Here is a 7,551-nt window from a genome sequence, read left to right as displayed (position 1 = left end):
TCCTCGTAGAGATCCCAGTATTTGCGCCGGGTGACATAGGGGTCATGCGGGTGGGTGAAGCTCACCGTCAGGCACCAGGGGCGATCATCCTTGCCGCGACCCAGATCGTAAATCTTCTGCGTGGCGTGGAAGGCGACCTCATCGTCAAATTCCATCTGGTTACTGATCTCGGCAATGCCAGCGCCGGTGACGGAGCCCATATTGTGATACCACCAGTCGATCCGCTCGCCGGGTTTGCGATAGTCCGGTGTCCAGCCGAAATCGGGCGGGTAGATGTCGGTGGTCAGCCGCTCTTCAAACCCGTGGAGCTGGTCGGGGCCGACAAAATGCATCTTGCCTGACAGACAGGTATAATATCCGGCCCGGCGCAGGTGGTGGGCATAGGTTGGGATCGACGAGGCGAACTCGGCCGCGTTGTCGTAAACGCCTGTCGCAGAAGGAAGCTGCCCTGACATGAAGCTCGCGCGCCCAGGCGCGCAGAGCGGGCTGGCGGTGTAGCAGTTCCTGAACCGGGTGGAGCGTTCTGCCAGAGCCTTCATATTGGGGGCGTGCAGCCAGTCCGCCGGGCCGTCGGGAAACAGGGTGCCGTTCAGCTGGTCAACCATGAAGATCAAAATATTTGGCGAGGCCATTGGGTGCTCCTTCTCGTTTCCGGTCCGTCGTCCCACGTCTCGACATGGCAAAGACAGGTGTCCCGCAAGGACTAGCGGCTTCTTGAGCATCGGAGCAATGAAAAACGAGACGCCGGTTTGCCAGGGGTTCCAATTGAGCATCGACAGGCGGCGCCGGGAGCGCGCAGTCTGGGCCTGAGGTTAAGGGCAGAGGAAGTCAGGATCATGGATCAGCAGGTATTCGGGATCATCGGGGGCGCGGGCATGTTGGGCGCAGCCATCTTGCGGGCGGTATTGCGGGCAGGGGAGATACCCGAGCAGCGGCTCTGGGTCTCCAGTCGCAGTGGCCGCCTGGCTGGTTTCGAGGCCCATGCCGACATCACCACAACATCCGACAATGCTGCCTTGGTGGCGGCTTGTGATGTGGTGCTTCTCTGCGTGCCGCCTGCCGCTTTCGGCAGTTTGAACGTGTCGCTTGCCGACAAGCTTGTGCTCTCGGTCATGGCCGGGATCACAATGGATCAGATCACGGCGCAGAGCGGTGCAACCCGCGTCATTCGCGCCATGAGCAGCCCCGCCGCAGAGCAGGGGCTGGCCTATTCACCCTGGGTGGCAACTGATGCGGTCGGGGCGGAGGATCGGGCCTTTGCCAACCGGGTGTTTGCCGCCTGTGGCGAAACCGATCAGATCACTGAGGAGGCCCATCTGGATGTGTTTACCGCCATGACAGGCCCGGTTCCCGGTTTCGTTGCCTTCTTTGCCGAAACCATGGTGCAATACGCCACGGATAAGGGGCTTGCGCCGGCTGTTGCGGATCGTGCGGTTCGGCAGTTGTTTCTTGGCGCGGGACAAATGATGGCGGAGGGGCCCGCGCGCCCCAGCGACCATGTGCAAGAGATGATAGATTACGCAGGCACGACCGCCGCCGGATTGCAGGTCTTGCGCCAGTCTCAGGTTGCAGAGCTGATTGGAGAAGGGCTCGACGCCTCCGTTGCGAAATGCTGCTCCATGGGGTGAAGGGGCGCGACGATCATCCGGCTTTTATGGCGATCAGGCTTTGGTCGCGGTCTCGCAACCAGGCGGTTATGGCGTCTTTGGGCATCGGGCGTGCGACGCCATAGCCTTGAAAACGGTGACATCCCAGCGAAAGCAGCATGGCCTTTTCGGCGTCTGTTTCGACCCCTTCGGCCAGGCATTCGATATCGAGATTGCAGCAAAGGTCGATCAAGGTGCGCAGGATCATCTCTTGTTCGCTGTCCTGATCGACACCGGAGACAAAATCGCGATCCAGTTTGACCGCGTCGACCTTGAAGCGGCGCAGGTTGGATATCGAGGCATGACCGGTGCCAAAATCATCAAGTTCGATCTTGTAACCACGCTCCTGAAGCCGAGCGATCGTGTTGAGCGCAGGATCAACCCCATCTCCAAACAGAACGCTTTCCAGAACTTCGATCGCGATATCCTTTGGCTGCAACCCGGCGGCAAACAGCGTATCATCGAGATACTCCACCAGCCCGCCATCGCGCAGCTGTTTGGCCGAGAAATTGACGCTGACACAGGGGGCAGGCAAGCCGTGTGCGCGCCACTCCAGCAGGGCGGCGATGGCATCTGTGACGATGGTTTCGGTCAGCTGGTCGCCCAACCCATGCTCAAAGGCCAATGTGATAAAGACGCCGGGGTCCAGCATGCCTCGTTCGGGATGATGCCAGCGCGCGAGCGCCTCAAACCCCAGCACCTCGCCCGTGTGGCCGTCGACCTGTGGTTGGAAAAAGGCGGTTATCTCGCCATTCTCCAACCCGGCGCGCAGATCCTTCAAGAGGGCCATATTGCCTTCAAACCGTGCCCGGGTGGCGTCGTTATAAAAGGAGATCCGACCGCGGCCCTGACTTTTGGCCACATAGAGCGCAATATCGGCGTTGGAGAGAATGCGGGCGGGATCCTGTTCCTCGTTTGCGGAAACAAAAGCGATGCCGATGCTGGCGCCGACATTGACAAACTCGCCCCAAATTTCGACGGGGCGAGAAATCGCGCTGATCACATTCAGGGCCAGGCGCTCAACCTCGGCGCTGTCCGTGGTATGGCTCAAGACAATGACGAACTCGTCGCCTCCGACCCGCGCGGTCATGTCCTGGGGGCCAATCTGTGCTTGCATGGCGCGGGCAGCATGGCGCAGGATCTCGTCCCCCGCCGCATGGCCGAGCAAGTCGTTGATCTGCTTGAACCGATCCAGATCCACATGCAGCACCGCCGTCTGATATATGCTGTCGTCCTGGTCCGCCAGGCAGTTGGTCAGATGATCCTGGAGCGCGCGACGGTTGGGCAGGTTGGTCAGCTGGTCATGCAGGGCCAGGTGCTCGATGCGGGATTTTGCGGTGCTCAGATCCCGCAGCGTATTTGCAAATGCGAAAACGCCCCGGGCAATCTGCCCAACTTCGTCCTGTCGTCCCTGGTCTCCGATCTTCGTGTCATAGTCTCCCTTGCGGATCTGTTCCATCGCTGTTGCCAAGCGCGTCAGGGAGGTCACAAGATGGCTGCCAAATCCGATAAACGCGGTGCCGGCGATCACAAAAATCACCACCATGGAAATAAAGACCAGCGCGACCTCATGCACATAATTCTGCCGCGCCAGCCGGTTGGCGTTGGCTGCGCCGCTGCGGACCTCTTGTTCCAGCGCCACAAGCGCAAGCTCCAGCCGGTGGCCGAGATGTCCCAGTCGAATATGAGAGGGAATTGCGCTGTCACGACGAATACCCAATGTGATGGAGGCTTCCTTGTTCCACAGATCGAAGCTGTGCCGCAGATTGGCGGTCAGCTCCTTTTGCCGCGGAGAGCTTGCCGCAGTGTTCAGCTCGTCCCAAATGGCGTTGAACGCATTGACAAACTCTTGATGGCGCTGGGCGATCTTGGCCCGGGGTTCGATCATGTTGAAGGTCAAGAACCGATGGAGCTGCGCTTCGGCTTCCTTGCGGGTACGCTGTGCCCGTTCGGTGGTGCGAAGCGTGCGCATCACTGTAAAATTTGCATCCTGAATGGCATTTTGCGTTTTGATCGCCGCCAGGGTGATCCAGCTGGCCCCGGCAATGCCAATCAGGATCAACAGAATAATGGGGCCAAGGATGCGACGTTTGATGGACATGGACGATCCTCAATTTGCCGGCAGCGACGGGGCGGAGACATGCGGTTCATAGGCTGTCAGACTGTCGAGAAAGGCGATCAGATCGGTAATGTCATTGTCGGTCATATCCGTCAGCGGTGACAGATCGCTGCTGACCCCCTCCTGAGATGCGCCACCGTGGCGATAGTGTTCGATCACGTCGCGCAGGGACGGCAGGCTTCCGTCGTGCATATAGGGGGCGCGCAGGGCGATGTTGCGCAACCCGGGGGTCTTGAAACGATAGCGCATGTTCGGATCAAACGCGCCGCGACCGATGTCCTCGCCGAGCAGGCCGATATTGTGGAACTGGTGATCGGTGAACGCCCAGCCCGTGTGGCAGCTGTTGCAGTTGCCGACACCGGTAAAAACGTCAAACCCCCGTTTCGCGGTTTCCGAGATTGCGTCTTCATCACCGCTGATCCAATCGTCAAATGGCGACCAGCCTGATCGCAGGGTCCGCTGATAGGTGGCAAGTGCCGAGAGCACCGTTGATTGGGTCAGCCCTTCCTGAGGGAAGGCAATCCTGAAGTATCGCCGATAGCCGGAAATTTGCTTCAGGCGCGCGACAACCTCTTCCATGCTGGATCCCATTTCCATCGGATGGGTGATGGGGCCACGCGCTTGTTCTTCGAGGCTGGATGCCCGCCCATCCCAAAAGAAATGCGTCGCCTCGGCGAGATTCTCAAGCGTCGGCGTATGACGCGCGAGCGCCTGATTCCGCGCGCCTTTTGCCCGAGGGGTGGGAGATTCCCAGCCGAAAGAGGGGTTGTGGCAGGTCGCGCAACTCAGATTCTGGGGGCCAGACAGGCGTGCATCAAAGAAAAGCATTTTTCCCAAAGCTGCTTTTTGGGGCGAATAGGTCGTGCCTTCGGGGAAGTCGATATAGGCGGGGCGCGCGTATTCCTGCTGGATATCCTGCCAGCTCGCGGCGGCCACGAGCGTGGCTCCGCAAAGGCCAATCAGCAGGGCAGTCAAAACACGCACATTCAAGTCCCAGGTTGAGGTCTTGTGAAAACACAGTCTCCGCACCCTGCCGCTGTCGCGTGAAAAATCGGTTTATACTGCGTTCTGAAGTTGTCTCATGTATCTGAAAAATATGATAAATATCATCTAAAAGTGGCCACTTCACGCCGCGCGGCTCTGGCGTCGCGCCGAATGACTTGCGCGTTGTGCGGTCTGCGTGCTTCGGGTGATGCGCATCTTCATGCCTGTGTGGTCTGGGTTAATGCAGGCCACACATGGCCTTGTCGTTTTTAGACATGTTTTAGGGAGGGGGTGCTCGCGCGGCCTGGCTTCCTTGCGCGGAGCGAGCCAGCGATGCTCCGGTTAAATTTGAATCGCATTTTAGACATATGTGCCGACATTTTAGTTCTTCATTAGCTTAATCACGGCAAAAGTTGGCCTGCATCTTATTGAGTTTGCTGCGGCAGCTGAAGCGCGCCGCACGATCAGAAAGACGAGAGAGACACCCCATAAGGGGCTAGGAAATACACCGGGGCCAAAGTGCTCCTTGCTCAAAGGAACTCATGCTATGTCCAGCATTTTGACAAACAACGGTGCAATGGTCGCTTTGCAGACGTTGCAGACTGTGAACCGAAACCTCACCGAGACGCAGAATGCGATTTCGACCGGTAAAAAGATTGAAACTGCAAAAGACAATGCGGCCGTTTGGGCCATTTCCAAGACAATGGAATCGGACATCGCTGGTTTTGAAGCCATCGAAGAAGGCCTTTCCATGGGGGACGCGACCGTTGCCGTTGCATCTGCTGGCGCTGAACAAATTGTAGAAAAACTTGTTGAGATCAAAGAGCTGGTGGTGTCCGCCCAGGCCGAGAACGTGTCTCACTCCAAGATCCAGACAGATATCGACTCAAAAGTTGCCCAGATTGAATCCATCATTTCTGCGGCGCAGTTCAACGGTGCCAACCTGTTGAAAGACACCATTGACGGAACCGCCACCGAAATGGGTGTGCTGGCCTCGCTGGATCGCGTCGGTGCGGGCGGCACAGTTTCCGGTGTGGACATCACCATTGCTGCACAAGCGTTTGAGAGCAACCTGAACCTGGGCACCAGCCTGACCACCATCACCGATACAACCACTGCGGAATCGGCACTGGCTGAAATTGAGAGCTTTCTTCAGATCGCCATTTCCGGCGCTGCCGAACTGGGTGCCGCCTCTGCACGTATTGAAGACCAGTCCATGTTTGTTGCCGATCTGGTCGACTCCATGACCCTGGGTGTGTCGGCAATGACCGATACCAATATGGAAGAAGCCTCCGCGCGACTGAGCGCGCTTCAGACCCAGCAAGACCTCGCGGTGCAATCGCTGGGGATCGCAAACGAAGCCCCGCAGGCCCTGCTCCAGCTGTTCCAGTAATGGTCTGAGCCAAGGAAGGTCACACTTCGGGGCGCCGCTGGCGCCCCAACTCATTTGGCGCCCCGGTGATTTCGGTCGGATCCGACGGAGAAACTCCCCGCATGCTGGAGCTGCGTTCAGCTCCTGGCATCCCGAGCGCGCCGGTCATTGCAGAACGGCATCGTTCCATTCCTTCAGGAAGGCCGCTTTCTTGAGCGGGTCGAGATAGACCAGCAAACCCGGCCCCATTCGAATGCGACGCAGGGCTTGGCCCTCCTCGGTCCAGGCGTCTTGCCGGGTGACGGACATCGCCCCGGGTGCGGCCTCCCAACCCCGAGAAATCAGATGGTCAATAAACAAACCGGCCAGGTCCGACGCGGCGCTGGTTTTGGGGAGAAAGGCGGTTCTCAGCATGATGATGGTGTAATCTTGCGGCAGCACCACCATGACCTCTTTTGGGTTGCCCTTGGCGCGCGCATAGCTGCCAATCACATTATAGGCCAACGTCAGCTCGCCCGAGGCAACATCATCAATCATCTGGTTGGAGCAACAGTAGAGTTTGACGCCAAAGGCGCCCATCACCTCGCTCAGGCGCCAATAGGTTTCAGAGATGCGCGCATCCTGCGTTGCAAGCAGATAGCCAAGTCCAGAGGTGCGAAGGTCATAGGTGCCAACCTTGCCCTGGAACCGTTCGGGGTGGCCACATAGACCTCGATGGCGTTCTCAGAGGCCTCGACATCATAGGAAAACAGTTGATCCACCAGCTTGGGTTTAGAAAACACCTGATCTGGTGCGCAGATGAAGATCTCAAACAGGCGCAGCTCGCGATTCCGCAGTTGCACCGTGCGCGTGCCGACTGTCAGGGTGCAGGCGAGCGGGTCAAACGCCAGGTCACCAAAGCGCTGAAGGTTGCTGGCGCCGCCGCTTCTGCGGCGCAGAACAGCGCGGCATCGGGCCTCCAGCTCTAAAAAATCAAAAGGTTTGACGAGGTAGTCATCCGCGCCAAGGTCCAGCACACCAACCCGGTCAGAGACCTCGGATCGCGCGGTCAGCACGATAATCGGCGTGTCCCGTTGCGCCGTTCTATGTTCACGCAGGAACTGCCGCCCGTCGCCGTCAGGCAACATGATGTCCAGCAAGATCAGGTCGTATTCCGTTGTGGCGATAAAATCCTTGGCGGTGCCGAGGTCGCCGGCGCGATCAACGACATGACCGTCCAACGTCAGCCGGTCCACCACCGCGTTGGCCAGGTGTTCGTTGTCTTCGACAAGTAAATAGCGCATCTGGGCGAAATTTCGCTCCGTGTCGGGTTTGTGCCAGCTTGGACCGGATTATCCCGATTCATGAGCGCGCAACTGCGCGTTTGTCAAATGGGAGGATGTTCTCACATCTATTGTGCTGAGTCGTCGCGCCTCGATGGTTGCGGCTGC

General features: G+C 58.5%; 7 protein-coding genes. 2 read left to right on the top strand and 5 right to left on the bottom strand.

Translation table 11 applies throughout. From position 1 onward, the window contains the following. A partial coding sequence (locus HCZ87_RS09015) for a sulfatase-like hydrolase/transferase (RefSeq protein WP_167643419.1) occupies nt 1–632 on the bottom strand: 632 nt, incomplete at its 3' end. Between the two features lie 204 nt (nt 633–836). Here HCZ87_RS09015 and HCZ87_RS09010 point away from each other — a divergent pair. Beyond that, nucleotides 837–1,628, top strand: a complete 792-nt coding sequence (locus HCZ87_RS09010; RefSeq protein ID WP_167643418.1) for a pyrroline-5-carboxylate reductase — start codon at nt 837–839, stop codon at nt 1,626–1,628. Nucleotides 1,629–1,641: 13 nt separating this feature from the next. Here HCZ87_RS09010 and HCZ87_RS09005 read toward each other — a convergent pair whose 3' ends face one another. Both HCZ87_RS09005 and HCZ87_RS09000 read right to left on the bottom strand, forming a co-directional pair. Further along, nucleotides 1,642–3,747, bottom strand: coding sequence for a bifunctional diguanylate cyclase/phosphodiesterase (locus tag HCZ87_RS09005; protein WP_167643417.1), 2,106 nt, complete (start codon nt 3,745–3,747; stop codon nt 1,642–1,644). A 9-nt stretch (nt 3,748–3,756) separates the two neighbouring features. Then, nucleotides 3,757–4,749: a cytochrome-c peroxidase gene (locus HCZ87_RS09000; protein ID WP_368484105.1), complete on the bottom strand. Its 993-nt coding sequence runs from the start codon at nt 4,747–4,749 to the stop codon at nt 3,757–3,759. 547 nt (nt 4,750–5,296) lie between these two features. Between HCZ87_RS09000 and HCZ87_RS08995 the strand changes: the two genes are divergently transcribed. Further along, on the top strand, nt 5,297–6,142 hold the full coding sequence (locus HCZ87_RS08995) for a flagellin (protein WP_167643416.1): 846 nt from the start codon (nt 5,297–5,299) through the stop codon (nt 6,140–6,142). Between the two features lie 144 nt (nt 6,143–6,286). Here the strand turns inward: HCZ87_RS08995 and HCZ87_RS08990 are convergent, their stop codons facing one another. After that, nucleotides 6,287–6,700 (bottom strand): hypothetical protein, encoded by a 414-nt coding sequence (locus HCZ87_RS08990; protein ID WP_254868579.1) that lies wholly within the window; start codon nt 6,698–6,700, stop codon nt 6,287–6,289. Nucleotides 6,701–6,708: 8 nt separating this feature from the next. Then, the gene (locus HCZ87_RS08985; protein ID WP_167643415.1) at nt 6,709–7,404 is read right to left on the bottom strand and encodes a response regulator transcription factor; all 696 of its coding nucleotides are present in this window, start codon (nt 7,402–7,404) and stop codon (nt 6,709–6,711) included. Between the last annotated feature and the right edge of the window lie 147 nt (nt 7,405–7,551).

It is taken from the genome of Phaeobacter sp. HF9A, from assembly GCF_011806385.1.
In the GTDB taxonomy this organism is placed as follows: Bacteria; Pseudomonadota; Alphaproteobacteria; order Rhodobacterales; family Rhodobacteraceae; genus Epibacterium.
This window is presented reverse-complemented; position numbering and strand designations above follow the sequence as displayed.

Coding starts and splice junctions, on each gene's coding strand:
- HCZ87_RS08985 (WP_167643415.1), bottom strand. CDS start 7,404: ATGCGCTATTTACTTGTCGAAGACAACGAACACCTGGCCAACGCGGTG.
- HCZ87_RS09005 (WP_167643417.1), bottom strand. CDS start 3,747: ATGTCCATCAAACGTCGCATCCTTGGCCCCATTATTCTGTTGATCCTG.
- HCZ87_RS08995 (WP_167643416.1), top strand. CDS start 5,297: ATGTCCAGCATTTTGACAAACAACGGTGCAATGGTCGCTTTGCAGACG.
- HCZ87_RS09010 (WP_167643418.1), top strand. CDS start 837: ATGGATCAGCAGGTATTCGGGATCATCGGGGGCGCGGGCATGTTGGGC.
- HCZ87_RS08990 (WP_254868579.1), bottom strand. CDS start 6,700: ATGGGCGCCTTTGGCGTCAAACTCTACTGTTGCTCCAACCAGATGATT.